This is a genomic window from Kitasatospora sp. NPDC058406, assembly GCF_042722765.1.
Classification (GTDB): domain Bacteria; phylum Actinomycetota; class Actinomycetes; order Streptomycetales; family Streptomycetaceae; genus Kitasatospora.
On sequence record NZ_JBHXKE010000035.1, the window covers coordinates 22,491 to 47,671 of the forward strand.

Sequence of the window (25,181 nt, forward strand, 5' to 3'; positions counted from 1 at the left end):
CGCTGTACCTAGTGAGAGGGAAGAGCCATGTCCGACACCAGTCGGTCCACCACCGCCGTCGAGATGATCGGCGTCGAGAAACGGTTCGGCGCCACCCGCGCCCTGCGCGGCCTCGACCTGGTCGTCCCCGCGGGCACGGTCTGCGGCCTGCTCGGCCCCAACGGCGCCGGCAAGACCACCGCCGTCCGCGTCCTCGCCACCCTCGTCGCCCCGGACCGGGGCGCCGCCCTCGTCGCCGGCCACGACGTGGTCCGCGAGCCCGAGGCCGTCCGCCGCAGCATCGGCCTGGCCGGCCAGCACGCGGCCGTCGACGAGGGCATCACCGGCCGCGACAACCTGCGCCTCCTCGGCCGGCTGCACCACCTCGGCGCCCGCGCCGCCCGGGCCCGCGCCGACCGGCTGCTCGACGACTTCGGCCTCACCGGGGCCGCCGACCGGCTCGTCCGCACCTACTCCGGCGGCATGCGGCGCCGGCTCGACCTCGTCGCCAGCCTGGTCACGGCGCCGCCCCTGCTCTTCCTCGACGAACCCACCACCGGCCTCGATCCGCGCAGCCGGCAGCAGATCTGGTCCTTCGTGCGGGAGTTGGCGGACGGCGGGACCACCGTGCTGCTCACCACCCAGTACCTGGAGGAGGCCGACCGGCTCGCCGACACCGTCGTGGTCGTCGACCACGGCGCCGCCATCGCCACCGGGCCGCCCCGGCGGCTCAAGGCGGCGATCGGCAGCAGGATCTCGGTCACCCTCGCCGACCCCGACCGGCTCGGCCGGGCCGCCGTGGTCCTGGCGGCGCTCGCCGGGACGGGGGACGTGCGGGTCGACCACGTCGAACGGACGGTCGAGGCCGTCTCGCGGCCGGGTGTGGAGGTGCTGCTGCCCGGGCTCGTACGGGAGCTGGACGCGGCGGGGGTGGTGGCGCTGGACGTCGCGCTGCGCCCGCCGTCGCTCGACGACGTGTTCCTCGCGCTCACCGGGGGCTCCGGAGGCGCCGCCGGTGCCTCCGGAGCGGCGGTCGAGGGCGCCGCCGGGACCGAGGGGAGGGCCGCCTGATGGCCGCCGCGACGACGCCGCCCGCCCGGCCCGCCGCACCCGCTCCGGTGATCCCGCCCGCCGCGGTCCGGCTGGTGTCCGACACCTGGTCGTCGATGCTCCGCGTCCTGCTCAACTACCGCCACTCGCCCGGGCTGCTGGCCGTCTCGCTCGCCGTTCCGGTGGTCATGGTGGTGGTGTTCGGCTACGTGTTCGGCAGTGCCGTCCGGATCCCGGACTCCTCGTCCGGCGGCGTCGGCGGCAGTGGCGCCGGCGCCGGGAGCTACCGGGAGTTCCTGATACCCGGCCTGTTCGCCCTGGTGGCGGTCAACGGCATCATGCCCACCATGATCGGCGCCGCCCGTGACGTCGGCCGCGGCGTGACCGACCGGCTCCGCTCGATGCCGGTCTCGCGCACCGGCCTGCTGCTCGGCCAGGCCCTCGCCGACCTGCTGATCAGCGCGCTCGTCCTCGCGCTCCTGGCCGCCGTCGGACTCGCCGTCGGCTGGCGGATGCGCGGCGGACCGGCCGACGCCGCAACGGCGTTCGGGCTGCTGCTGCTCTTCCGCTTCACGATGACCTGGCTCGGCCAGCTGCTCGGCCTAGCCGTGGGGAAGGAGGAGGCGGCCGGACAACTCGCGATCGCGGTCTTCCCGTTGGCGATGGTGACCAACGCCTTCGTGCCGACCGGCGGGATGCCCGGCTGGCTGCGGACCGTCGCCGACTGGAACCCGATGAGCGCGGTGGTCCAGGCCGGCCGCGAGCTCTTCGGCAACCCGTCCGCGCCGGGCTCCGCCTGGCCGATGCAGCACGCCGGTCTCGCCGCCGTGCTCTGGTGCGGTGCCCTGCTGGCGCTCTGCGGTCCGCTCGCCGTAAGGAAGTTCGCCACCCACGGCCGGTGATCGACCGGGTGTGCGAAACCTGCGGTACCCGGGTGTCACGATACGAAATGTGCTGGACACCACAGCCGGTGCGTCGGAGGGTTGGGCCCCATGGAGTACACCCACCTCGGCCGCACCGGCCTGACCGTCTCGCGACTCTGCCTGGGCACCATGAACTTCGGCCCGCACACCGAGGAGCCCGACGCCCATCTGATCATGGACAACGCCCACGAGCGGGGCATCAACTTCTTCGACACCGCCAACGGCTACGGCCGTGACGCCGAAGGCAACCACAAGGGCCGCACCGAGGAGATCATCGGTCGCTGGTTCGCCCAGGGGGGCGGGCGACGGGAACGGACCGTGCTCGCCACCAAGGCCTATGCCCCGATGGGTGACTGGCCGAACGAGGGCAGACTCTCCGCCCTGGCGATCCGCCGCGCCGTCGAGGCCAGCCTGCGCCGGCTCAACACGGACCACATCGACCTCTTCCAGATGCACCACATCGACCGGGACACCCCGTGGGAGGAGATCTGGCAGGCGATGGAGGTCCTGGTCGCCCAGGGCAAGATCATCTACGTCGGTTCCAGCAACTTCGGCGGCTGGCACATCGCCCAGGCCCAGGAGGCCGCCCGCGCCCGGCACTTCCTCGGCCTGGTCAGCGAGCAGTCCCTCTACAACCTGCTCGACCGCACCATCGAGCTGGAGGTCGTCCCCGCCCTCCAGCACTACGGCCTCGGGCTCCTCCCCTGGTCCCCGCTCCGCAGCGGCGTCCTCAGCGGTGCCCTGCGCAAGGAGCGCGAGGGCGGCCTGGTCCGCGGCGCCCTCCAGCACGCCGGCGAGATCCTCGACGCCAACCGCGACCGCATCCAGGCCTACGAGGACCTCGCGGACGAGATCGGGGAGCACCCCGCCGACCTCGCCCTCGCCTGGCTCCTCAGCCGCCCCGCCGTCACCGCCCCCATCGTCGGCCCCCGGACCCTGACCCACCTCGACGCCGCCGTCCACGCCCTCGACGTCAAGCTCGACGACGACCTCCTCGCCCGGCTCGACGACCTCTTCCCCGGCCACAAGCCGGCCCCGGAGGACTACGCCTGGTAGGCCCGTCGGCTGCGTCCGGCTGCCGCGTCCGTCGGTCGTCGGCCGTCGGTCGTCGGCCGTGAGTCGTCGGCCGTTCGGGCGCGCGCAGCGGACCGCACGGTGCCACCCCGCAGGCCGCAGGTGCCCGCGGGGTGGCCCGGTCGCGCCCAGGAGGGCCGGGCGATACGGCCGGTGCGCCGTGGCTCGGCGCGGGTGCCTCAGGTGCGGACCTCGGACGCGTGGTCGGTCCGCCAGGTGTATTCCATCTGGCGGGCGGTCCGAAGGGCGAGCTGCCGGCCGAAGAGCCGGCCCACGATGTGCAGGGCGGCGTCGATGCCCGCGCTGATCCCCGCGGAGGTGACGATGTCGCCGTCGTCGACCCACCGTTCGTCGGTGCGCACGTCGATGCGCGGCCGGCGGCGGGCCAGCTCCTCCTGGTCCTCCCAGTGGGTCGCGGCCGGTCGGCCGTCCAGCGCCCCGGTGGCGGCCAGCAGGAAGGCCCCGGTGCAGATGCTGAACGTCAGCGCCGACGTCCGCCGGCGCCGGTCCAGCCAGTCGACGACGTCCGGGTCCGCCTCGACGGCCGTGGTGACGCCGCCGGGGATCACCAGGACGTCGAAGGGCGGATCGTCCCGGAGGGTGTGGTCCGCCACGATCGTCAGCCCGCCGCGGGCGCGGACCCGGCGGTCGGCCGCCGCGACCGTCACCACGCGCAGCAGCGGTTCGTCGTCGGCCGTCCGGGCCAGCCGGCCGGCGGTGCTGAAGACCTCGAAGGGGCCTCCCGCGTCGAGGACCTCGACCTCGTCGAACACGAGCATGCCGAAGGTGAGGGGAGCAGCGGCGTCAGGTTGCATGCCCCAAGGCTCGGACCTCGTGGAGGCACCCGACGAGTGCCGGAAACGGCACGCACCGCTAGGATCCCGTCGTGCGCCACCACCGGATCGCCTGCCTCGCCTTCGACGGGATGGCACCGTTCGAGCTCGCCACGGTCGCCGAGGTGTTCGCGGTCTCCAGGCCGGAGCTGGACGTGGACCGGTGGTACCGGTTCGAGGTCTGCGCCGAGGTGCCCGGGCCGCACCGCGTCGTGGGCGGCTTCGACATCGTGGTGCACCACGGCCTGGACCGCCTCCGCCACGCCGACACCGTCATCGTCCCCGGGGTCCCGGACGTGCGGCGCGACGTCTCCCCGGTGGTCCTGAAGGCGCTGCGGGACGCGCACGCGCGCGGCGCGCGCATGGTCTCCATCTGCGGCGGCGCGTTCGCCCTGGCCGCCGCGGGCCTGCTGGACGGCGGCACGGCGACCACGCACTGGCGGCACGCCGCCCTGCTCCAGGAACGCCATCCGGAGGTGACGGTCGACGCGTCGGTGCTCTACATCGACAACGGATCGGTGGTCACCGCCGCCGGCACCGCCGCGGGCATCGACGCCTGTCTCCACCTCGTCCGCAGGGACCACGGCCCCGACATCGCCGCACGCGTCGCCCGCCGCATGGTCGTGGCCTCGCACCGCGAGGGCGGGCAGGCGCAGTTCGCGGAGCGTCCGGTGAGTCCGGCGCCGTCCGACGACCCGATCGGCAGCGCCATGCGGTACGTGCTGGACAACCTCCACCGGCGTCTCACCGCCGGTGAACTGGCCGGTGTCGCGCACCTGTCGGTACGGCAGTTCGAACGGCGTTTCGCCGCCGTGGCCGGTCTGCCCCCGGGGCGCTGGATCACCCGGCAGCGGGTCCGGGCCGGCGCGGAGCTGCTGGAGTCCACGGACCGGCCTATCGACGCGGTGGCCGGTCGTGTGGGCCTGACCGTCGCGGGCTTCCGCCACCACTTCCGGGAGACGATGAGCGTCAGCCCCTCGACCTACCGGCGCCAGTTCCGGCGCTGAGCGGCTGGCTTGGTGGTGGGGAGCGGTGCTGGGCGGCGTCGCGCGGCGCGGCTGCCGTCCCGCGCCGGCGCCGGCGGTGGGAGGCGGGAGCGGGTCAGGTGAGGTTCTTCTCCCTGAGCCAGGCGAGGGCGGTGTCGGCGACGCCGGGCCAGCCGCTGTCGACGATCAGCGAGTGCCCGCGGTCGTCGAACCTCCGGTACTCGGTGACGGCGTCGGACTTGCGGTACTGCTTGAACGTGGAACGCGTCAGGACGTCGGGCACGGTGTGGTCGAGCTTGCCGGACAGGAGCAGCAGCGGTCCCCGGTTGCTGTTGTGGGTGTTGACCCGTGCGGGCGAGTTCCGGGCGAAGTTCGACAGCGCCAGCTGGAACAGGGGCCGGGCGGGGCTGGGAATGGTCCACCGTTCGAAGAGCTCGTCGGACTCCTCCTGGCTGACGGCGTTCGCGAACGCGTAGCGGAACTGCTCGGCGTCCAGGGAGACCGCGCGCCCGGTGTTGCCCGGGTGGCTGAGGAACGCGAAGGTCGACTTGGCCTGGGCCGGTCCGACCGCCTTCACTCCGCGGATCTGGCCGGGGCAGATCGCGACCGCTCCCGCGCCCAGGCCCTGGCCGAGGAGGTGCTGGGCGATGAACCCGCCGACCGAGTGGCCGACCAGGATCGGTTTGGTGCCCAGCTCGCGGATGATCCGGGCGTGCTCCCGGGAGATCTCGGCGAGCCCGTTGCCGGCCTGGCTCTCCGGGTCGGCACGGGCCCCGGCGACGGTGTCGGGGACGCCGGGCCACTCCGGGGTGAGGGGCTCGTACCCGGCCTGGCGGAACAGGTCCGCCCAGGGCTCCCAGCTCGTGGAATGCAACCACAGGCCGTGGATGAACATGACCGGGGTCGGGGAGGGGGACGTCATGGTGCGGCTCCTGACATGGCTGGTGATCATCGGATCCCGCCCTGAAGTGCACTACCTCCCATTGCACCAACGATCGGGGGGCGCCGCCTTCCGGGGTACTCCGCGGCAGGCGGCCACCGCCGTGCGCCGTCGAACCGGGGCGGCGAGCGTCCGCTCCGTCGCCGGTGGCCGGTTGGACCTCCTGGTGGGTAGCTGGTAGCACTGCGGACATGACGGAGAGGCCCGCGGGGCGGGGGACTTACCACCACGGGGCGCTGCCCGAGACGCTGGTCGGGGTGGCGTTCGACCTGCTGGACGAGCAGGGGCAGGACAAGATCAGCATGCGGGAGGTGGCGCGCCGGGCCGGGGTGTCGGCGGGGGCGCCGTTCCGTCACTTCGCGGACCGGCAGGCGCTGTTGACGGCGGTCGCGGACCGGGTACTGGCGGACTTCGAACGGTGGCAGTGGGCGGAGGTGGAGGGCAGCGAGGGGGCGGCGCTGCGGGCGGTCGGGCTGGGCTTCGTCCGGTACGCGATCCGGTACCCGCACCGGTTCGAGCTGGTGCGGTCGCGGGTGTTCGCGGCGTCCAGGCACCCGGAGCTGCGGGAGCGGCTGTCCGGGATCGACCAGGCGTACACCGAGGTCATCGTCGCGGACCAGGAGGCCGGGCGGCTGCGGCCGGGTGATCCGGCCCTGGTGGGGCTGGCGGGGCAGGCGCTGGTCTACGGGCTGGCGCAGATGATCGCGGACGGGTACTTGCCGGCGGAGAAGGCCGAGGAGCTGGCCGCGCAGGTGCTGGACACCTTCGGCCGGGGCGTCGCCAACCTGCCCTGAAAGCAGGGTTGTTGTGCCTGCGCAGAGGGTTGACCGGGTTGGTGCGCGCTGATGTAATCACTGCTCACATGAGGGCCGACGACTGCGCCGACGGCGCGGGGAACCGGGGGCAGACGTGTTCGCGAAACCGACGCCGGGCTACACCACCTCCGCTGCGACCGGGGACACCGTGGTCCTCCTCATCGGCATGCGGATCAACCGGTTCTGGGCCGTCCACCACTGGGGCCCCGTGATGCTGGCGATGTTCCGGATGCTCTACGAACTCGCCGGGGACCCGGGCCGCGGGCTGCGCGGCCGCATCCTGCTGACCGCCTCGCCGCGCACGTACTACGTCGTCCAGTACTGGGAGTCGAAGGAGAGCCTGTACCGGTACGCGGCCGCGCCGGACGCCTTCCACCACCGGGCCTGGGGGATCGTCAACCGCAAGCTGAAGGCGGGCCGGGTGCGGGGGCACGTCGGGCTCTGGCACGAGACGTACGTCGTGCCGGAGGGGTCGTACGAGTCGATCTACTTCGACATGCCGCCCTTCGGGCTGGCGGGCGCCACCGGGGTGCTGCCGCTGGAGAACCGGGGTCGGCGGGCCAAGGACAGGTTCGCCTTCCGGTCGGCGCCCGAGGGGGCGCGGACGGCGCCCGGGGGCGCGGCGGGGGCGGAACCGGCGGCTGAACCGGCGGCGGGCTGCCCGGTGGCGGAGACGCCTGCGGGGGCCGGCCCGGTGGAGAAGGCGGCTCCGGGCGACGGAACCCCGCGGTAGCGGCAGTCCGTCCGGTGGCCACCGCGGCGCCCACCGGACGGACCCGGGGGTCAGGCGGTGGCGGCCGGGAGCCCGATCGGGTTGATCGGGGGCAGTGCGGTGCGACAGAGCGTCGAGATCGGCTTGAGCGCCGCGACGAGCCGGTCGAGTTCGGCGCGCGGGTTGTTCTCCCACACCCGGGCGGCGGCCAGGTCGGTGGCCGCCTCCAGCGCCTGGTGCCGGATCCGGCCGCACTCGGTGATGGTGCCGCGTTCGGTGATCCAGCCCCGTTCGATCAGCCGGGCGGAGGCCGCGTCCCACTCCTCGTCCGTCCAGCCGCGCAGCGGCTGGAGCACCTCGCGCCGTACGTCCAGGGCGCAGCGCACCACCAGGGCCTCGCAGCCGTCCAGTCCGGCGGAGACCAGCGCGGCGACGTGCCCGTCGCCCCGGTGCTCGCGCATCACCGTGGCCGCCTGCCAGAGCCGCCCGTACAGACCGGCCGGGCGGGGGAGGGCGGCGTTGGCGGCGGCCAGGACGCGCCCGGCGCAGTCGAGCCGGGAGACGGCGGTCTCCAGCAGGTCGGCCACCAGCTCCACCTGGGCCGGCTTCACGTGCTCCAGTAGCCGGGTCAGGGCCGCCGAGGCGCCCTCGGCGCGGGCGGCGAGGGCGGTGTCCGGATCGGCCAGCTTCCAGATCGCGGGGAGGGCGCGCTCGATCGGCGCGGGCGCGAAGTTGAAGAACGCGGCGATCACCGGCGGCGCGTCGACCTCGCCCAGCGGGGCGGCACGGCCGCCGAAGTAGCCGCGCGCGACGCCGTGGAGCCCGGCCGCCTCGAACGCGGCGCGGCCCTCCGGCGTGAAGTAGGTGACGGCGTGTACGGGCTCGAAGAGCCACCACAGGGCACGGGCGGGGTGGACCAGATCGGCCAACGGAAGACCTTCCTCGGAGGGCGCGCAGGGAGCGCGGGGGAAACGGGGAGGTACAGGGAGGTGCGGGCGGTACTGGTGGTTCCGGCGTGACCGGTGGTTCTGGCGCTACCGGGCGGTGCGGGGTGGAGCAGGTGGTACGCGGAGGGATCGGCGGGGACGCGGCGGGGTGGTACCGGTGCAGGTGCCGCACCGTACGGGGGTTGTCGTACAAGGCTGATGACCACGGCGGCGGTCACGATAACCCCCTCGGGGGTGTGATGAGGGTCACGGGGAGGTCTCGTTGGTGACGCCCCTGCGACGGAGCGCGAGATGATGGGGCGAGGCGCCCGGTCCGGGTGCCCGAACCCTCGCAGGACGACCCTCGCACGACGGCCCTCGCACGAAGGCAAGAAGAGGTAGGTACCAGCCCCCATGGCGCAGATCAACCCCAGCATCCTGTCAGCGGACTTCGCCCGGCTCGCCGAGGAGGCCGAGGCCGTCAGGGGCTCGGACTGGCTGCACGTCGACGTGATGGACAACCACTTCGTGCCCAACCTGACGCTGGGCGTGCCGATCGTCGAGTCGCTCGCCCGGGCCACCGACATCCCGCTCGACTGCCACCTGATGATCGAGGACCCGGACCGCTGGGCCCCGCAGTACGTCGAGGCCGGCGCCGGTTCGGTCACCTTCCACGTCGAGGCCGCCGCCGCGCCGATCCGGCTCGCCCGCGAGATCCGGGCCAAGGGCGCCCGCGCCTCGATGGCGCTCAAGCCGGGCACGCCGATCGAGCCGTACGAGGACCTGCTGCCCGAGCTGGACATGCTGCTGATCATGACCGTCGAGCCGGGCTTCGGCGGTCAGGCGTTCCTGGACATCATGCTGCCCAAGATCCGCCGCACCCGGGAGCTGATCGCCAAGCACGGACTGGAGCTGTGGCTCCAGGTGGACGGCGGCGTGGCCGCGAGCACCATCGAGCGCTGCGCCGAGGCCGGCGCGGACGTCTTCGTGGCCGGCTCGGCGGTGTACGGCGCGGAGGACCCGGCGGGGGCGGTCGCCAAGCTGCGGGCGCTGGCGGACGGGGCGACGGCGGACGCCTGGTGGGCCTGCGGGCACTGAGCGGGTGCTGCGCGGTCGCCGACCTGTCGTTGCGCGGTGGCTGAGCGGGGCGCCCGACGGTGCCCGGGCGCCGGGTGTCGGGCCGTCCGGTGCCCGGCGGTCCGGCGCTCTGCCGTCCGGCGCTCTGCCTCCGGTGCTTTGCCGTCCGGCCGGGGCCCGACCTGCCGGGTTCCGACCGTTCTCCACCACTTCTCCTCCGCCTCTCGACGGCTTGCGACCGGTTCGGTGCGAATGGGCGCGGCCGCTCGACGTACAGTGCTGGCTGACTGTCGGAGGGGAGAATCGTGGACCTGGACCACCAGGGGAGTGGACGGACCGGAACGAGCGCCATGGCCGCCGTACCGCCGCCGCCGTCCTCGCCGCCCACCGTCGGCGCCGACGCACCGCCCCCGGGAGCCGGAGACCCGCCGGCGGGTGCGCCGGGGTCGGCGACCGGGTTCGAGGCGTCGGGCGGCCCGGGGCTGCCGGGCAGCACCCGGACGCTCGGGAGGCGCGGATTGCTGAGGGCCGGACTGGGGCTCGGCGGCCTCGCCGTCGTCGGCACCGGCGCGACCCTGGCGTTCTCCGGCGGCGAGCCCGACCCGGTATCCGGAGCGGGCCCGACCGGCGCCCCGGGAGCCTCGGGCTCGCCCGGCGCCGGAGCCGGACCGACGTCCGCAGCCGCCTCCGGCAGGCCCGGCACGCCCTCGGCGCCGGCGGTCCCGGCGGTCGTCCCCTCGCTCCGCAACGAGGAGCAGCGCTCGGCGGCCCGGAACGGCGCCACCGTGAAGATGATCACGATCGTGCCGCAGGGCCCCACCGTCCCGCCCGCCGCCGAGCTGCCGGTCTGCATCGCCCTGCACGGGCGCGGCGCCACCGCCCAGGCGTGGACCGAGCTCGGCCTGCCGCAGATCCTGGTCGCCGCCATCGCGGCCGGCGTCCCCCCGTTCGCCGTGGTCGCCCTCGACGGCGGCGACGCGACGTACTGGCGGCGCACGCCGTCCGGCGACGACCCGCAGCGGATGCTCCTCGACGAGCTCCCCGGATGGCTCGCCGCCCGCGGGCTGCGCGTCCCCGGCGCCGCGATGGGCATCTCGATGGGCGGCTTCGGCTCGCTGCGCTACGCCCGCAACCGGGGCACGGGCTTCGGCCCGGTGGCCGCGCTCAGCCCCGCGCTGTTCCGCACCTGGAGCGACGCCCGGGCCGTCGGAGTCTTCAAGGACGAGGCCGACTGGCGCGAGCACGAGCCGCTGCTCCACCAGGAGCAGCCGCACGGCCGTCCGATCGGCGTCTGGTGCGGCACCGAGGACCCGTTCTGCGACGCCGCCCGCAAGCTGGTCGGCGACACCGTCCAGGCGCGCTTCACCACGGGGGCGCACGACGCCGCGTACTGGCGCCGCATACTCCCCGACGTGGTCTCCTTCGTCGGCCACGCCCTGACGAACCGCCCCGCCGGCTGACGGGCCGCTCACGCCGCCCGGACCGCCCGGGTGGAGGATCACCCGGCCCTGGTGGAGGATCGTTCCCGACGACCCCGAGACCGGGCCGGACGGCCGACCGGACGACCCCTCGTCCGGCCTCCCCGGCCCACCCTTCCCCGACGGTGGTGGATCCGACGTGAGCAACCTCGACCTCAGGCCCGCCGCGACCAGCTGCGGCGGTGAGGCCGGCACCGGCCCGGTGAAGGAACTCCTGCCCGCCCGCAGCGTCCAGCTGGGCGAGAGCACCGTGGTGCGCCGGCTGCTGCCCAGCCTCGGGCGCCGGATGGTCGGTGCGTGGTGCTTCGTCGACCACTACGGGCCGGACGACATCGCGGAGGAGCCCGGCATGCAGGTCCCGCCGCACCCGCACATGGGCCTGCAGACCGTCAGCTGGCTCCACCAGGGCGAGGTCCTGCACCGCGACAGCCTCGGCAGCCTGGCCACCGTCCGCCCCCGCGAACTCGGCCTGATGACCTCCGGCCGCGCCATCTCCCACTCCGAGGAATCCCCCCGCCCGCACGCCCGCCTCCTGCACGGCGCCCAACTCTGGGTCGCCCTCCCCGACACCCACCGCCACACCGACCCCGCCTTCGAACACCACCCCGACCTCCCCCACGTCACCGCCCCCGGCCTCGACGCCACCGTCATCCTCGGCACCCTCGACACCGCCACCTCCCCCGGCACCACCCACACCCCCCTCGTCGGCGCCGACCTCACCCTCGCCCGGGGCACCCACCACCGCCTCCCCCTCGAACCCGACTTCGAGTACGCCGTCCTCACCATGTCCGGCCACACCGAGGTCGACGGCCTCCGCCTCGACCCCGGCGCCATGCTCTACCTCGGCACCGGCCGCCCCCACCTCCCCCTCCACGCCCACACCGACGCCACCCTCCTCCTCCTCGGCGGCCACCCCTTCGAGGAGAAACTCGTCATGTGGTGGAACTTCATCGGCCGCACCGGCGAAGAAATCACCCAGGCCCGCAACGACTGGGAAACCGGCACCCGCTTCGGCGAAGTCCACGGCTACGACGGTGCCCGGTTGGCTGCTCCCCAGCTGCCCGCCGTTCCCCTGAAACCACGGGGTCGGGCACGCTGACCTGGGCGTCCGGTACCAGCGGCGCCGGGCGATGTGGCACGCTGGCCGGGACACCCGCGCCTGCCGGCCGGTTGCGGGCGATGCAGTCCAACGTCGGCCGGTCCATCAGCTGGTGGCCCGCAAGCCGCCCGGCCTCGGCCAGCTCCCGCAGCGTCCGGCCCGGCTCGGGCGGGAGTGTCGACGTGGTCATGAGGTTCCCTGGAAGTGGAGTCGGTCCTATGGGCGTCACGCTGGGCGTGGTGGTGCTGACGATGGGCAATCGCCCGGCGGAGCTGTGCGCGCTGCTGGACTCCGTCGGGGCACAGGAGGGCAGCGACAGCGGGGTGCGTACCGTCGTCCTCGGCCAGGGCGTCGAGCTGCCCCAGCTTCCCCGCTGGGTGGACGCGGTCGAACTGCCGGAGAACCTCGGCATCCCGGGCGGGCGGAACGCCGGCGTCGAGCGGCTGCGCGAACTCGGCGGCACCGAGGTGCTGGTGGTGCTGGACGACGACGGCCTGCTCCCGAGGCGTGACACCTTCCGCCTGATCCGCGAGGCCTTCGAGACGGACCCGCGCCTCGGCATCGTCTCCTTCCGCATTGCAGACGAGACCGGGTTCACCCAGCGCCGCCACGTCCCCCGCCTCGGCAAGTCCGACCCGATGCAGTCCGGCCCGGTCACCACCTTCCTCGGCGGCGGCCACGCCGTCCGCATGAGCGTCATCGACCAAGTCGGGCTCTTCCCCGCGGAGTTCTTCTACGCCCACGAGGAGACCGACTTCGCCTGGCGCGCACTCGACGCCGGCTGGGGCATCGACTACCGGGCGGACCTGGTCCTCCAGCACCCCCGCACCGACCCGGCCCGCCATGCGGCCTACTACCGTATGACCGCCCGCAACCGCGTCTGGCTCGCCAAGCGCCACCTGCCCGCGCCACTGGTGCCGGTCTACCTCACCTCCTGGATCGCCTACACCCTGCTGCGCCGCCCGCCGATGGACGGGCTGAAGGCGTGGTGGGGCGGCTTCTTCGAGGGCGTTCGGGTCCCGTGCCCGCCACGGCGGCCGATGCGCTGGAGCACGGTGCGCCGCATGGCGCAGCTGGGCCGGCCACCGATCTTCTGACCACCGGCCCGGCGCGCGGGTCAGGACAGGACGGTGTGCAGGGCGCCGATGACGTGCTGGACCTCGTCGTCGGTGATCGCCGGGTAGCAGAGCAGGGACAGCTGCCGGGCGGCGGCCTGCTCTGTCACCGGCAGGTGGTATTCGATGCGGCGGTACGCGGCGGCCTATGCGCGGGCTGGAAGTGCACGCAGGTGCCGACGCCGTGGACGTCCCGCAGTGCTTCGGCCACCGAGTCCCGGGAACGGCCGGGAGCCGGGTCGATGAGCCGCGGCCCGCGCACCGGGCCTCACGCCAGTACCGGGCCCGGATCGCGACATTCGTCGCGCGATGACAACCAATCTGTTGCCCAACGGAGTTGATGGTCTCGGCGGACCCGTTGGGCGGGGGCTAGCCGAGGACGTTCACGATGCCGCCCAGCAGGTGTTCGAGGGCCGAGCGCAGGGGTAGGACGAGCGGTCCCGCGACCACGGCCACGGTCAGGGCGACGGCCAGCCGCGGGGTCTCCCGCCAGTGCGGGAGGACGCCGAGGACGAGCACCAGCGAGGCGATCACCAGTGGCGGCCCCAGCGCCACCGCCCAGGCCGGCAGCGGGCCGAGCGTCACCGGGGAACTCCAGGCGCGGGACAGACCCAGCCAGCCGACCGAGAGGATCAGGCTGAGGTCGATCAGCCGGGGGACCGCCCGGGGCACCCGGATCCGGCCGTCGAGCCCGCGCCGGAACGAGAACACCATCATCAGCACCATGACGGACAGGACGGCCAGCTCGACGCGCATGACGCCCCGGAAGTCGGGCGGGGGGAAGTGTCCGGTGCTGAAGACCCAGGTGACGGCTGCGGCGGGCACACCGAGCAGCACCGACCAGAGCAGGCACATCCGCAGGACCAGGGCCGGAGCGGGCCGCCAGATGCTGCCCGCCGACGGTGCGGGCCGCTGCTGCGTCCGGGCGAGCAGCGCGGCGATCATCGCGTCCTCGGGCCGGTCATCCGGGCCGGGTCCCGGTGCCTCGCCGCGCCTGCGGAAGCTGTGTTCCAGAATCTCGCGGCGCCGACGCACGATGTGCGGCCGCTGCTCGTGTCCGCGGCTGACGGCACTGAGGTAGCCGAACAGGAGGAGGGCGGCGCCGACCGCTGCCGCCGCGGGCAGCCGGGCGGTGGGTCCCTCGCCCAGGGGCGGCGCCATCCAGGCGGCGGTGAACGCCACGACGAAGACCGCGATCAGCGCCATGCCCCGGACGGCGTCGAACGGGGCCGTGAGGTCCGAACGGCGGACTCCGGCGGACGCGCCCACCACCAGCCAGAGCGCGGAGAGCAACAGAAACTGGGTCGCGACGGCCATCGGCAGCAGGTCCGCCAGTTGCCCGGAGAGGAGGTTCCCGACGGCGGCGCCGAACGAGCGGGCCTGCCCTCCCGATCCGAAGGCGTAGGCCAGTATGAGCAGCAGCAACTGGGCTACGCCGAGCAGGCGGCCGGTGTCGTCCCAGAAGTCCCGGGAGGTGAGGGCGCGCGCGATGGGCCCGGCCTGGACACCCACGAGGACGAGAACCAGGAGGACCGGAATGACGATCACCCCGAAGGAGGTGTACGGGTCCCCGGTGGTCAGATGGATGGGGATGCCGAGCGCGTCGGCGACGTGCTGCCCGCCCCGGATCACCCTCCACATCCACTCGGGCGGGGATTCGTCCGACACCGCGGCGGCGCCGATGACCGTGACCGATCTCATCCGTCCCCCTACGCTCGCGCCCGGAGGGTCCCGCCCTACGGGCCCGCTCCGGCGTTCCGCCTTCGCCCGGACGGGTCGTGACGTCCGGTCGCCGGTCCAAGAATGGGGCTGTGAAAGGTAGTTGGGAACGGCGATCGGGATCCGTTCACCGAGCGGGGACCGTCCTGTGACAGAGCCACCGGCGCCGGGGCGCGCCCGGTGCCGGTGGTGCCGGTGATGCGGGCCCGGGGCTGCGGCGCTCTCGAACCCGGCGCCAGGGTCTCCTCCTCCGTCGGCTACGGGGGGAGCCGTAGGAGGCCCCCGCTCGATCGAGCGGGGGCCTCCTGCATGCCGGCCGTCAGATCTCGCCGAACTCGCCTGCCCGGAGGGCGGTGAGGAAGGCCGCGAACTCGGCGGCCGGGAAGACGAGGGCCGGTCCCTGCGGGTCCTTGGAGTCGCGGACGGGGACGACGCCGTCGGCGGTGTTCCGTGCGACCTCGACGCAGTTGCCGCCGTTGCTGCTGTACGAGGACTTGAACCACTGAGGTTCGGTGGTCACGGTAGTTCCTTCCTTAGCTGGCGAATCACAGCCACGGACTCGGCCTGGGAGAGTGCGAGGGTCTGTAGCTGATAGTAGGCCGTCAACATTGGTGTCACCGCGTCGTTCTCCCGCTCCAGATGCCCTTGCTGGGCGGACTCTGCATAGGACATGAGGGAGCGGTTGGGAAGCGTCAGCACGTTCACCGGGAGGTCGAACGACCGGTTCTCGCCTATGGCATACGGTGCCACTTGAAGGACGGTGTGCGGCAACTCGGCAAACGCGATCAGGTGGTCCAGTTGCGCCGCCATCACCGAAGGGCCTCCGACCGGCCTGCGGATGCAGCTCTCATCCATCACGACGTGAACCAGGGGAGAGGGCTCTCGGCGCAACTGTGCCTGCCGGCTGGCAAGGACCTTCACGCGCTCGTTGGCCTGCTCCGGCGAGATGCTGCCCCGGCGCACTGCCCCCGCAGCGATGGCTGTCGCGTACTCCTTGGTCTGTAGCAGGCCAGGAACGATGCCGAGATCGAAGAGCCTAAGCTCGACGGCGCGGCGCTCCTGGCTGACGTACTCCGCGAATCCCTCCAGCAAGGCCGTGTACTTCACGTCGCCGGCCCGTCGCTTGAAAACGCCATCCGTGCCGAATGCCGTGTCGAGTCGCAATGCCAGACGAAGAGTTGGCGGCCGTCGACCAGTTTCGACGGCCGAGACGTGCTTGGACGAGTAGCCCGTGGCCTCTGAGAGATCATCCTGAGTCCAGCCCCGGGCCTCGCGTGTGGTGCGCAGAAACGCGCCGAAGGCGGCTGCGGGAGACGAATCGGGGTCCAGCTCAAGCTTGTTCACGGCTGGTGTCCTTACTCTGCGACCACGTCTGACACGTTGAAGGCTGATTCGACTGTACGTCAGTCTTGGCCACCCCAGGTAGTGAACCGACTACAGAAGGGAGTGGCCGCTATGCCGCGAATGAAGTCGAACCCCGCGTACCGTCCCCAAATCGGCGAGATCGTCCGTGACTTGGCCAAGCGAGGGCTGGGAGGCGAGCCGGTGGAGGGCGTCTGCATGGACTGCCTGGCCGGGCTCTACTACCTCCGCTCCGAGCGCGGTGGCTGCGAGTGGACCACCAGACCGGAGAGCGTCCGGCGGCTGGACGCCCCCCGCTTCGTCAACGTGCAGCACCCGAGCCCGCCGCGTTCGGTGGCCCCGATCGGAGAGGTCACGTGAAACCCCGACTCGGGGTGATGGCGCCACTGGTGTACGCCGTCGTCGTGGCGCTCAGCGCACTCGCCGCCCTGGCGGTCGGCTGGCCGATCAGGCACGGACCCCTCGGCCCGTGGCTCCTGGTCGTCGGGCTCGTCTTCGCGACCGGAGTGATCGGTGCACTGCCGGCCCCGGGCGTCTGGGTTCCCCGCCCCGAGGACACGGCGCCGCCGGAAGACACCGGTCGAGATCGCCGCCGCTTCCGCCACGTCCAGAGCCGCGGGCAGTCAGCCTGAGCTCGGATCCCTCCCCGCAACCTACTCCGCTGGAGAACCCGTGATGACCTCCCTGCCCAGGATCCTGACCGACCCGCCGGGCCGGCGCCTCGGCCACCAGGCCCTCATCCTCAACCGGGACGGTGCCGTGCTCCTGATCGGCACCACCTACAAGAACGGCCTGATGCTCCCCGGCGGCAGCGCCGAGCGCAACGAACTCCCGCACCTCGCCGCCCGACGCCACACCGAGACCGAGACCGGCCTCGCCCTCCCGCTCGCCCGCGTCCTCGCCGTGGACTACGTGAGCATGCAACTCCTGCCCGAGGGCGTGAACTTCGTCTACTGGGGCGGCAGACTCGTGCCGACCCAGGAGGAGATCGTGAGACGCCACCGGCCGCCGGCGGAGATCGTCGAGCTCCGCTGGGCCCACCGCGCCGAACTCGGCGACCTGATGGAGGCCGACCAGCACCGCCGGCTGGAACAGGCCCTCGACGCTCTCGGCCGGGGCGCCCACCTGCCCATGCTCCTCCGGGGTGTCCCGGCGGCGTAGGAGTGGTGAACGCACGTGCCCGCCTGGCGCACGAAGCCAGGCGGGCAGATGGCCGTTGATCGCTACGCGTCGGTGGCGGGGCGACCGGGCCCCGGGGGGCAGTTGTCGGCCCTCTCGGACGAGGAGCCGGCACGGCGGGCCAGGGACGGGCGGAGGCCTGCCCTTGGGACGCCGCGCTCGTGGCGGTCGACGAGCTCCGACGGCGCCGACCGTCTGCCGGGCGGAGCCCGGTGGGCGAATGCCGTCCGGGCGGTCCGGCGGAAGCTCCGTCACCCCCTCAAGGCGCGCGGGCGCGTGCGCCGACCCTGCGGGGTGCGCGGGGTGCTGGGCGTCGTCGGGCGGGGTGTCGTCGGGCGGGGTGTCCGGGGGCGGTCAGGACGGGCGTAGGGCGGTGGCGCGCTGGATGAGGTGGTCGACGGCCGGGCGGCGTCGGTGGGGGAGGAGGAGGCGGGGGAGCCGCGCCCTGGCCGCGTGGATCCGGCGGGAGGACAACAGCGGGTAGACGTCGAGGAACGCGTGCCAGGAGGCGCACGCGCCCTCGACGTGCCCGGCGGCCAGCTGCCACTCGGCGAGCCGGCCGAGGACGACGGCGCGGGAGCGGGGTTCCGCCCGGGGCCGGCGGGCGGCGGACGTCTCCAGGGACCTGATCGCCCCGGCGGGGTCGCCGAGTTCGGCGCGCACCAGGGCGCGCTGGTGGTCCCAGGACGCGCGGTGGTAGTCGCCGATCGGCGGTGGCGGGCCCACGATCTGCGGGAGGAGGTCGTGGGCGTCGCGGAGATGGCGGAGCGACGCCGCGCCGTCGCCCGACGCGGCCTCGGCGAGGGCGAGTTGCCCCAGCACCGAGGCGCGGAGCCGTGGTGGCGCCGCGCCGATCGGGCAGGCGGCGGCGGCCCGGGCGAGCCGCAGGCTCTGGCGGTGGCGGCCGAGTTCGTACGCCTGGGTGCTCATGGCCCTGAGCACCATGGCCTGGGCGGCGGTGTCGCCGGCGCGGCGGGCGAGGGCGAGGCCGATCCGGTAGTACCAGCCGGCCAGGCCGTTGAGTTCGTCGTCGACGTGCATGAACGCGCACAGGTAGCTGAGCCGGGCGGCGTCGCCCAGCAGGCGCGTGTGCCGCACGGGACCGCAGGGCCGGCCGAGCATCGGGGCCACCGTGGTGCCGAGCAGCCCGGCGAGCGCGGTGCGGGCCTGGCCGCCGCCCTGGGTGCGGTCGACGGTGGCGAAGACGGTCAGCAACTGCCGGAGCACGTCCGGGTCGGTGTCCGGTTCGGCTTTCGGTGAGTGGTCGGACAGGTGGTGCGGGGCGCCGTCCCTCGTCGGCCGGACGAGGGCGGTGACGTACTCCTCGGCCGTGAGCGGGCGGTAGGGGAGGAGCTCGCCGTGCCGGTCCGGAACGGCCACCGCCGCGGCGAGGCTGCGGAGCGCCTCCTGGTCGGACACCTCCGTCGGATCCTCCGCCCCGGCTCCGGTGAATCCCGCGTCGGCGAGGGTGACGGTACGCCCGAGGCGCCGGGTCAGGGCGGCGCAGACGAAGTGCGCCGCAGGTCTGCGGGGCGCCGCGCCGGTGAGCCACTGGTGGACGGACGCGCGCCGGTAGGCCAGGCTCGTCCCGGCCTCGGCGGCGGCCCGGTTGACGGCTCGGGCCAACTCCTCACCGCTCCAGCGGGATTCCCCGAGCAGTTCGCGAAGACGGGTGTTGGGAATGCGGCGGCCGGTCATGTCTCCCCCTGGGAGGTCCCGTGGGCCGGACGCGGGGATCCCCGACGGGGAAGGCCCCTGCGCTCACTGTCCATGCTAGCCAGCCAGGCCCCAAGGTTCTTGACTACAAAGAAAATTGACGGCCCCCAAGTCTTGACGGGCCGGAGGCCGCCGGGGGCTCGGTGCGACCGGTGATCGGCGACACCATCGGGGGTACCGGCGGGTCCTTCCCGGAGCGCCCCGATGTGTGGAGGCGGCGCCCGTGATCACCGGCCCGAAGAGTTCCGCGGCGCCCGGCGGGGTGGTCCACATGTTCCCCGGTCAGGGGGACTTCAGCCTGACCCCGCTGCTGCGGATCCTTCCCCGTGTCCCGTCGCTGGCGCGGGCGGTCGTCGAGGTCTTCGACGAAGCCGACACGGTCGCCGCCGAGTTCGGCGTGGCGCCGATCGGTCCGCGGCTCGCGGGTGGGCGGGTGCTCAGCGCGGGCGTACTGGCGTGCGAACCGCCCGGAACCGTCCAACTCGCCCTGTTCGGCGTGTCGATGGCGGTGCACCGGGCGTTCGAAGCGGACGGGTTCCGGGCCGACCGGATCCTCGCGGTCAGCTTCGGCGAGATACCCGCGCTCGCCGCGGCGGGGTCCTGCTCGATCCCCGACGGGGCCCGTCTGGCCTGCCGGCTCGGGCAGTTGCTGACCGGGGCGGGCGGCGGCATGACGCTGCTGGGCGCGGCGGAGCACCGGGCCCGCAGACTGATGGCCGAGGCCGGACCCGGGGCGGGATCGGTCGTGGTGGCCTGCGTCAACCATGCCGGGGAGACGGTGCTTTCCGGCAGCCCGGACGGTCTCGCCGCGGTCGAGTCGTCGGCCAGGCGCCGGGGCGTGGTCGTCCACCGGCTGCGGCTGCCGTTCATGAGCCACCACCCGGCGCTCGCCCGGGAGGCCGGCGCGTTCGCCCACTACGCACGGCAGTTGCACCTGGGCCCGCCGCAGCGGCCGGTCTACTCGGCGGTCGCCGGGCGGTTCCACCGGCGGGACACGGACCTGCCGCGGGCGCTGTCCGCCTGCCTGGTCCGCGCCTTCGCGCTGCCCGAGGTGATCGGCCCGGCGCTGGTCGGAGCCTCACAGGTACTCGAAGCCGGCACCGGCCGGACGCTCACCACCAGCGTGCGGCTCGCCATGCCGCACGTCGTGGCCCTGGCACCGGTCTTCGACGGCGGGTGGCCCACCGCCGGGACGGGAGGGCACGCGGACGACCCGGGGCGTCCGTCCCCGCCGGACCTCGCCCGGCGCGGGCCGGGCGGGCAGAGGGGAGAAGGCGTCGTGAACACCGGACAGCGGGACGGGCACCGGCGCGGGGCCGCGGACGTCGTGGCGCGCCTGACATCACTCCTTCCACCGGGACGGGGGGACGAGCTCGGGAAGGTGCTGGCGGAGGATCCGATCCGGGACGAGCCGGAGAGGCGAGACACGGAGCCGGGATTCGCGGAGCCGGGAGGTGCGGAGGCGGGAGGTGAGGAGCCGGGAGGGCCGGCGCGGGGCGGTCCCGCCGACCTGCGGACGGACACCCGCGCCCACCGACGGTTGACCAGGCTGGCCGCCCTGCTGCCGCCCGCCGCCGAGGTGGTCGCCGATGCCGAACTCCTGGCCGCCCTCGGGGAGGCGACGGTCCTCGCCGATCCGCCGCTCTACCAGACGTTCCTCTCCCACTACACGCTGTGCGTCGGATCGCTGGTCCTCCTGGGCGGGGAGGAGGCCGACCCGTCCGGGGCGCTGGCACACGCCCGGACCAAGGGCTCCTTCATGGTCACCGAGATCGGCGAGGCCGGCAGCCACCTCGGCATCCGTACCGAGGCACGTTTCGACGTGGCGCGCCGCGCGTTCGTCCTCCGCACCCCGGACGAGCGCGCCGCGAAGTTCTCCTCGGTGGCCGCGGCGGGGCTGCCCCAGCAGGCGGTGGTGTGCGCGCGGTTGCTGACACAGGGCCGGGACGGCGGGGTGTTCTCGTTCCTCGTCGACATCACCGGTGCCGAGGGCCGGCCCGCGCCGGGCGTCTCGATCTCGGCCCCGGTCGCCGTGGACGCCCTCCCGCTGCCCTACGGCCTGGTTCGCTTCGACGGCGTGCGCGTGCCCGTCGACCGCTGGCTCGCGGACGGTGCCACGATCGACGACGCCGGAGTGCTGCACGACCCGTCGGCCGGTCCCGACGCCCGCCTCCGACGGACCCTGAGCTGCGGGCAGGGTCTGTGGGCCACCCTGCCTTCGGCCATGGCGGGCCTGGCGGGCCGCAGCGCGGCCATGGCCTGGCGGTTCAGCGCCGGCCGTCGGACCCACGGCCGGCTGGCTCCGGGGGTACCCGTCCTGGAGTACCGCCCCCAGCAGCACGCCGTGATCGGCGGGTTGGCGGAGGCGTACGCGCTGCGCTGCACCGCACGGGCGGCCCTGGCCGCGTGGGCGGCCGGGCGCGCCGCAGGGCCGGCCGAGCGGCCGGAGACGGCGATGACCTTCTCCCCGTGGGCGGGCGTCGACCGGGCGCTCGCCCTCTACAAGGCGTACAGCACGCGGTCGGTGGCCGAACTGATCGACGGATTGCAGCACCGGTGCGGTGTGTCCGGCTTCTTCGACGGCAACCGGTTCGCGGGGTACCTCGGCTTCGCCCGCGCCTTCGACAACGCGGGCGGGGACAACACCCTCATCCTCCTCGACGCCGGGCGGGCCCTCGTCGAGGAGCGCCCGGTCCGTCCGGCGGACGCGGCCCGCGAGCCGAGCGATCTGAACGACCTGAACGACCTGAACGACCTGGGCGATCCGAACGATCTGAGCGAGCCCCTGCACGTGGCGTGGTGGCCGCACGTCGTCGCGACCCTGCAGGACCGGCTCGCCGACGACCTCGCGGCAGCGCACGCGGCCGGCGTCGCGGCCGGGCGCCGGGCGCTGGACCTCTGGAACCCGCTGCTGGCGGATGCCCTGGACCTGGGGGACGTCCTGGCCTGCCGGCTGGCGGCCGACGCGGCGGCGGGTGGTGTCGTGGCGGCCGGCGCGGACGGCCCGGGGTGGACCGTGCCCCTGGCCGACGACCTCGCGGCGCTCGCGGGACTCCGCCGGGCCCGGCGGCTGGCCGGCCCGCTGCTGGCGGCCGGCGTGCTCGCGCCCGCGACCGTGCGCGCGTTCCCGGCCGCGACGGACGCCCTCTGCGACCGGCTGCGACCCGTCCTCCCGGACATCGTGGACGCCCTCGACCCCGGCCGGGGCCTCGCCCTCTCCGCACTCGACCGGGCCGACCACCCCGCCGCACTGCTCGACGCCCACGGCCCCCGTGACGTCGACGGCTGCACCCGCGACACCGGCCCGTGATGCCCCGTGCTGCCCCCGGTGATCCCCACGGCCCCGTTCCGGGTCCCGTGCGGTCACCCGTTCCACACCCCGTTCCGGCCCCCCGGGCCGACCAGAGAAGGAGCACACCGTGAGACCGGACAAGGGGCCCGTGGTGGCCGGGAGGACCTCCTCCGCGATCGGCGTGCTGGGGATGGGCACGTACCTGCCCGCGGAGGTGCGCGGCAACGACGAGATCGGCCGGCTCGCGGGGGTGTCCGCCGAGTGGATCCTCGAACGCACCGGAGTGGTCGAACGGCACGTGGCCGCGAGCGGTGAGGCCGCGTCCGACCTCGCGGCCGCCGCCGTGCTGGCCGCGTGCGAGGCCGCCGGCATCCCGCCGGACCTGCTCGACGTCGTCGTCGCGGCCACCTCCACGCCGGACGAGCTCGGACCGGCGACCGCCTGCCGCGTCCAGGCCCTGACCGGTGCCGTGAACGCGGTGGCGCTGGACGTCAGCGCGGCCTGTTCCGGCTGGCTCTTCGGAGCCAAGGTCGCCCACGACTGGCTCTCCACGACCCCGGGCATCCGGTACGCGGCGGTCGTCGGCGTCGAGGCCTACTCGAAGTTCGTCGACCCCTCCCACCGGGGCACCGCCGTGCTCTTCGCGGACGGCGCCGCCGCCGCGGTGCTGGGCCCGGTGCCCGGGGGCGGGGGCTTCCACGGCTTCCGCCTCCGCTCCGACGGCCGCGGCGCGCACCACGTGCTCATCCCGGGCGGCGGGAGCCGGATACCGGCCGGCCCCCGGAGCCTGGCGGACGGGCTGCACCACATCCACATGGACGGCCGGGCCGTGCGCGACTTCATCATCGAGGTCTTCCCGCGCATGGTCGAGGAGACGCTCGCCGAACACGGCCTCGACCTCAAGGACATCGACGCCTTCATCACCCACCAGCCCAACCCGCTGCTCCTGCGCACCGTCGCGGCCGGTACCGGCATCCCGCCCGAGCGACTCCACATCACCGGGCACCTCACCGGCAACATCGGCGCGGCCTCCGCCCCGTTCGCGCTGGCCGACGCCGCGGCCCGCGGCCTGCTGCCCGACCGCGCCCGCCTCCTCGTCTGCGTCCTCGGCGCCGGGCTCACCTGGGGCAGCGCCCTGCTCACCTGGACCGGTGCGCCCGCCCTGCGCGCCCCCGCCTCCTGAGGCGTCCGGCGCCCCCGATCCCTCCGGATCCCGACCCTCCGGCCCCCCGGCCCCCAACCCCGACCCTCCCGCGCGTCCCGGCGGCGCGTCAGCATCTGAGGAGCCCCGTCATGACCGTCCTCGACCGGTTCCGGCTCGACGGCCGACGCGCACTGGTGACCGGCGCCTCGCGCGGCATCGGACAGGCCGTCGCCGTCGCGTTCGCCCAGGCCGGCGCGCGGCTCGCGCTGTCCGCCCGCACCGCCGCCGCGCTCAAGCACACCGCCGAGCTGGTCGCCGAGTACGGCGACAGCCCCGTGCTCGCCCCGGGCGACCTCGCCGACACCGGGCAGGCGGTGCTCGTCGACCACGCCGCGGAGGCCCTGGGCGGCCTCGACGTCGTCGTCCACAACGTCGGGATCCTGCCCGCCGAGCCCGACGGCAGCGCGCTCCTCGCGCCGTTGCAACTCCTCCCGCAGCCGGTGTGGGACGAGGTGGTCGCGGTCAACCTCAACGCCACCGCGGCGGTCTGCCGGCACGCCCACCCGTACCTGGCCCGGTCCGACGGCGCCGGCGTCGTGCTGATGTCCTCGGTGGCCGGTCTGGTGGGTACGCCGCTGATGGAGGTGTACGCCGCCACCAAGGCGGCCCAGGTGTCGCTGGCCCGCAGCCTCGCGGTGGGGTGGGCCCGTTCGGGCATCCGGGTCAACGCGCTGTGTCCGGGCTGGGTCCGGACCGACATGACGGCCGCCGTCCACACCGACGCCGCACTCAGCGACTGGCTGCTCGCCCACCTGCCCCTGGGACGCTGGGCCGAGCCGGAGGAGGTCGCCTCGGCGGCGCTCTTCCTGGCCTCGCCCGCCTCCGCCTTCCTCACCGGGCAGGCCGTCGTCCTGGACGGGGGGCTGTCCGTCCCCGACGGCGGTCTCGCGGGCATCCCGAAGCCGCCGTCCCCGTTCCTCGCGCGATGACGCCCCCGCGCGGCGCCGCGGGCGGGCCCCCGGGCGGTGTGCCCCCGGGCGGCGCGACCACGGACCGGAGCGCGGGCCGGGCGGCGCATCGGACGGTGCGTCGGCCGGCGGCGGTGATCGGGGGGATCGGCACCAGCCTCCCGCCGCTGGTGGTGACCAACCGACAGGTCATCGAGCGCGGCGGCCTCGACACCACCGACGAGTGGATCGTCGGCCGCACCGGCATCCACCGCCGGCGGGTGGCCGGGCCCGGTGTGAGCACCGGCGACCTGGCCACCGCCGCGGCCCGCGCCGCGATCGCCTCGGCCGGGCCCGCCGGACCGCGGCCGGACCTGGTCCTGCTGGCCACCACCACACCGGACCGTCCCTGTCCGGCCACCGCGCCGGAGGTCGCGCACCGCCTCGGCCTGGGGACCGTGCCCGCGTTCGACCTCGCGGCCGTCTGCTCCGGTTTCCTCTACGCCCTGACGACGGCCGCCGCCCTGCTCCGCAGCGGGACCTGCCGGGCGCCCCTGGTCGTCGCGGCCGAGAAGTACTCGGCGATCACCGATCCGCTCGACCGCGACACGGCACCGCTCTTCGGCGACGCGGCGGCAGCGGTGCTGCTCCGCCCCGGCGATGTCGCCGAGCCCGGGGCGCTGCTGGAGACCGACTGGGGGAGCGACGGCGGCGGGTGCGACCTGATCGCCGTCGCCCGGGGCGGGGCGCGGCTCCCCCCCCCCCGCCACCGCCTCGGGCGGGGGGGGCGCGAAATGCGGATTCGCGGCCGGGCG

Annotated in this window: 23 protein-coding genes and 2 pseudogenes; 17 read left to right on the plus strand and 8 right to left on the minus strand. The window is 74.3% G+C overall.

Annotated features, from left to right (window positions below; all coding sequences use genetic code 11):
* Positions 1-27 precede the first annotated feature (27 nt).
* The 3 genes from ACFWOG_RS10050 (at position 28) to ACFWOG_RS10060 (ending at position 3,008) form a co-directional block, all read left to right on the plus strand.
* Positions 28-1,050, plus strand: coding sequence for an ATP-binding cassette domain-containing protein (locus ACFWOG_RS10050; protein WP_380356601.1), 1,023 nt, complete (start codon positions 28-30; stop codon positions 1,048-1,050).
* A complete protein-coding gene (locus ACFWOG_RS10055; RefSeq protein ID WP_380356603.1) occupies positions 1,050-1,931 on the plus strand; it encodes an ABC transporter permease in 882 nt (293 codons plus the stop codon). The genes ACFWOG_RS10050 and ACFWOG_RS10055 overlap by 1 nt, the downstream gene beginning before the upstream one ends.
* Positions 1,932-2,021: 90 nt before the next feature.
* On the plus strand, positions 2,022-3,008 hold the full coding sequence (locus tag ACFWOG_RS10060; protein ID WP_329947989.1) for an aldo/keto reductase: 987 nt from the start codon (positions 2,022-2,024) through the stop codon (positions 3,006-3,008).
* A gap of 197 nt (positions 3,009-3,205) precedes the next feature.
* On the opposite strand, the gene ACFWOG_RS10065 is transcribed toward ACFWOG_RS10060, so the two are convergent.
* Positions 3,206-3,841: a DJ-1/PfpI family protein gene (locus tag ACFWOG_RS10065; protein WP_380356606.1), complete on the minus strand. Its 636-nt coding sequence runs from the start codon at positions 3,839-3,841 to the stop codon at positions 3,206-3,208.
* 71 nt (positions 3,842-3,912) lie between these two features.
* Here ACFWOG_RS10065 and ACFWOG_RS10070 point away from each other — a divergent pair, with 71 nt between their 5' ends.
* Positions 3,913-4,866 (plus strand): helix-turn-helix domain-containing protein, encoded by a 954-nt coding sequence (locus tag ACFWOG_RS10070; protein WP_329947991.1) that lies wholly within the window; start codon positions 3,913-3,915, stop codon positions 4,864-4,866.
* A gap of 94 nt (positions 4,867-4,960) precedes the next feature.
* On the opposite strand, the gene ACFWOG_RS10075 is transcribed toward ACFWOG_RS10070, so the two are convergent.
* Positions 4,961-5,767: an alpha/beta hydrolase gene (locus ACFWOG_RS10075; protein ID WP_380356609.1), complete on the minus strand. Its 807-nt coding sequence runs from the start codon at positions 5,765-5,767 to the stop codon at positions 4,961-4,963.
* A 209-nt stretch (positions 5,768-5,976) separates the two neighbouring features.
* Between ACFWOG_RS10075 and ACFWOG_RS10080 the strand changes: the two genes are divergently transcribed.
* Both ACFWOG_RS10080 and ACFWOG_RS10085 read left to right on the plus strand, forming a co-directional pair.
* Positions 5,977-6,579: a TetR/AcrR family transcriptional regulator gene (locus ACFWOG_RS10080; RefSeq protein WP_329947992.1), complete on the plus strand. Its 603-nt coding sequence runs from the start codon at positions 5,977-5,979 to the stop codon at positions 6,577-6,579.
* A gap of 115 nt (positions 6,580-6,694) precedes the next feature.
* Positions 6,695-7,189 (plus strand): annotated as a pseudogene (locus ACFWOG_RS10085) (DUF4188 domain-containing protein); the annotation flags it as partial.
* 194 nt (positions 7,190-7,383) lie between these two features.
* Here ACFWOG_RS10085 and ACFWOG_RS10090 read toward each other — a convergent pair.
* Positions 7,384-8,241, minus strand: a complete 858-nt coding sequence (locus ACFWOG_RS10090) for a hypothetical protein (RefSeq protein WP_329947993.1) — start codon at positions 8,239-8,241, stop codon at positions 7,384-7,386.
* A 411-nt stretch (positions 8,242-8,652) separates the two neighbouring features.
* Here ACFWOG_RS10090 and rpe point away from each other — a divergent pair, with 411 nt between their 5' ends.
* The 4 genes from rpe to ACFWOG_RS10110 all read left to right on the plus strand — a co-directional run bounded on the left by rpe (position 8,653) and on the right by ACFWOG_RS10110 (position 12,989).
* Positions 8,653-9,336: a ribulose-phosphate 3-epimerase gene (gene rpe, locus ACFWOG_RS10095; protein ID WP_329877426.1), complete on the plus strand. Its 684-nt coding sequence runs from the start codon at positions 8,653-8,655 to the stop codon at positions 9,334-9,336.
* 284 nt (positions 9,337-9,620) lie between these two features.
* Positions 9,621-10,775 carry an alpha/beta hydrolase gene (locus ACFWOG_RS10100; RefSeq protein ID WP_380356613.1) on the plus strand — a complete coding sequence of 385 codons (1,155 nt, stop codon included), beginning with the start codon at positions 9,621-9,623 and terminating at the stop codon, positions 10,773-10,775.
* Positions 10,776-10,932: 157 nt separating this feature from the next.
* A complete protein-coding gene (locus ACFWOG_RS10105; RefSeq protein ID WP_380356616.1) occupies positions 10,933-11,892 on the plus strand; it encodes a pirin family protein in 960 nt (319 codons plus the stop codon).
* A gap of 218 nt (positions 11,893-12,110) precedes the next feature.
* Positions 12,111-12,989 (plus strand): glycosyltransferase family 2 protein, encoded by an 879-nt coding sequence (locus ACFWOG_RS10110; RefSeq protein WP_380356619.1) that lies wholly within the window; start codon positions 12,111-12,113, stop codon positions 12,987-12,989.
* A 20-nt stretch (positions 12,990-13,009) separates the two neighbouring features.
* Here the strand turns inward: ACFWOG_RS10110 and ACFWOG_RS10115 are convergent, their stop codons facing one another.
* The 4 genes from ACFWOG_RS10115 to ACFWOG_RS10130 form a co-directional block, all read right to left on the minus strand.
* Positions 13,010-13,135 (minus strand): DegT/DnrJ/EryC1/StrS family aminotransferase, encoded by a 126-nt coding sequence (locus ACFWOG_RS10115; protein ID WP_380356639.1) that lies wholly within the window; start codon positions 13,133-13,135, stop codon positions 13,010-13,012.
* A gap of 241 nt (positions 13,136-13,376) precedes the next feature.
* Positions 13,377-14,708 carry a hypothetical protein gene (locus tag ACFWOG_RS10120; RefSeq protein WP_380356621.1) on the minus strand — a complete coding sequence of 444 codons (1,332 nt, stop codon included), beginning with the start codon at positions 14,706-14,708 and terminating at the stop codon, positions 13,377-13,379.
* Positions 14,709-15,045: 337 nt separating this feature from the next.
* Entirely contained in the window at positions 15,046-15,246 is a 201-nt protein-coding gene (locus tag ACFWOG_RS10125; RefSeq protein ID WP_380356624.1) for a DUF397 domain-containing protein, read from the minus strand.
* The gene (locus ACFWOG_RS10130; RefSeq protein ID WP_380356627.1) at positions 15,243-16,070 is read right to left on the minus strand and encodes a Scr1 family TA system antitoxin-like transcriptional regulator; all 828 of its coding nucleotides are present in this window, start codon (positions 16,068-16,070) and stop codon (positions 15,243-15,245) included. The genes ACFWOG_RS10125 and ACFWOG_RS10130 overlap by 4 nt, the downstream gene beginning before the upstream one ends.
* Before the next feature lie 171 nt (positions 16,071-16,241).
* Between ACFWOG_RS10130 and ACFWOG_RS10135 the strand changes: the two genes are divergently transcribed.
* Genes ACFWOG_RS10135 through ACFWOG_RS10145 form a run of 3 tightly spaced genes read left to right on the plus strand, consistent with a single transcriptional unit; the run spans position 16,242 to position 17,249 of the window.
* Complete coding sequence (locus ACFWOG_RS10135; protein WP_380356630.1) at positions 16,242-16,448, plus strand: hypothetical protein; 207 nt, start codon at positions 16,242-16,244, stop codon at positions 16,446-16,448.
* A complete protein-coding gene (locus ACFWOG_RS10140) occupies positions 16,445-16,720 on the plus strand; it encodes a hypothetical protein (RefSeq protein WP_329951920.1) in 276 nt (91 codons plus the stop codon). Before ACFWOG_RS10135 ends, ACFWOG_RS10140 begins: the two co-directional genes overlap by 4 nt.
* Positions 16,721-16,763: 43 nt before the next feature.
* Positions 16,764-17,249 carry an NUDIX hydrolase gene (locus tag ACFWOG_RS10145; protein ID WP_329951921.1) on the plus strand — a complete coding sequence of 162 codons (486 nt, stop codon included), beginning with the start codon at positions 16,764-16,766 and terminating at the stop codon, positions 17,247-17,249.
* A 372-nt stretch (positions 17,250-17,621) separates the two neighbouring features.
* Here ACFWOG_RS10145 and ACFWOG_RS10150 read toward each other — a convergent pair whose 3' ends face one another.
* A complete protein-coding gene (locus ACFWOG_RS10150; protein WP_329951922.1) occupies positions 17,622-18,965 on the minus strand; it encodes a hypothetical protein in 1,344 nt (447 codons plus the stop codon).
* A 241-nt stretch (positions 18,966-19,206) separates the two neighbouring features.
* Between ACFWOG_RS10150 and ACFWOG_RS10155 the strand changes: the two genes are divergently transcribed.
* From ACFWOG_RS10155 to ACFWOG_RS10170, 4 genes and pseudogenes are all read left to right on the plus strand, one after another.
* A complete protein-coding gene (locus tag ACFWOG_RS10155) occupies positions 19,207-22,293 on the plus strand; it encodes an acyltransferase domain-containing protein (RefSeq protein ID WP_380356633.1) in 3,087 nt (1,028 codons plus the stop codon).
* Between the two features lie 172 nt (positions 22,294-22,465).
* Positions 22,466-23,458 (plus strand): 3-oxoacyl-ACP synthase III family protein, encoded by a 993-nt coding sequence (locus ACFWOG_RS10160; RefSeq protein WP_380356642.1) that lies wholly within the window; start codon positions 22,466-22,468, stop codon positions 23,456-23,458.
* A 110-nt stretch (positions 23,459-23,568) separates the two neighbouring features.
* Positions 23,569-24,408, plus strand: coding sequence for an SDR family NAD(P)-dependent oxidoreductase (locus tag ACFWOG_RS10165; protein ID WP_380356636.1), 840 nt, complete (start codon positions 23,569-23,571; stop codon positions 24,406-24,408).
* A gap of 149 nt (positions 24,409-24,557) precedes the next feature.
* Positions 24,558-25,181, plus strand: a pseudogene (locus ACFWOG_RS10170) (3-oxoacyl-ACP synthase); the annotation flags it as partial.